Source organism: Pseudoalteromonas simplex, from assembly GCF_015278155.1.
GTDB lineage: Bacteria > Pseudomonadota > Gammaproteobacteria > Enterobacterales > Alteromonadaceae > Pseudoalteromonas > Pseudoalteromonas simplex.
The window spans coordinates 1-400 of the sequence record NZ_JADILN010000048.1 but is presented as its reverse complement, the minus strand read 5'-3'; the positions used below and the strand labels follow the sequence as shown (position 1 = coordinate 400).

Below are 400 nucleotides of genomic sequence, written 5' to 3'. Positions count from 1 at the left end.
GTGCGTTTAGCGTCTGTGACCTTGTGGATATATTCGAACCTTATTCTTTTAGGCTGTCGAAGTAGACCTTCGCCTTTTTTAAAACGTCATTCTCCAACTGAGCATCTTCGAGTTGCTTCTCAAGCTTACGAATTTGGCGTTCTAAATCTGCGTATGATTTGTCAGGGCCTTGGTTCTTTAGTGGCTTTGCCGTTTTCTTTTTCGAGGTCATGTGACTTCTCCAACTTGATAGCATGTCAGGATGAATTCCGTATTTATTAGCGACCATCTTAACTGTATCTGTGGTGTCTAACGACTCTTGAACGACTTTTATTTTAAATTCGAGGGAATATCTACGCTGTGACTTTACTTTCATGATTACTGACTCCAAAAAGGTGTCTACTTTTATGGAGTCAGATCA

1 protein-coding gene is annotated in these 400 nt (G+C 40.2%); it reads right to left on the bottom strand.

The annotated features are described in order from the left end of the window. Positions 1-40: 40 nt before the first annotated feature. Entirely contained in the window at positions 41-355 is a 315-nt protein-coding gene (locus IRQ78_RS20470; protein WP_194442986.1) for a transposase, read from the bottom strand. Between the last annotated feature and the right edge of the window lie 45 nt (positions 356-400).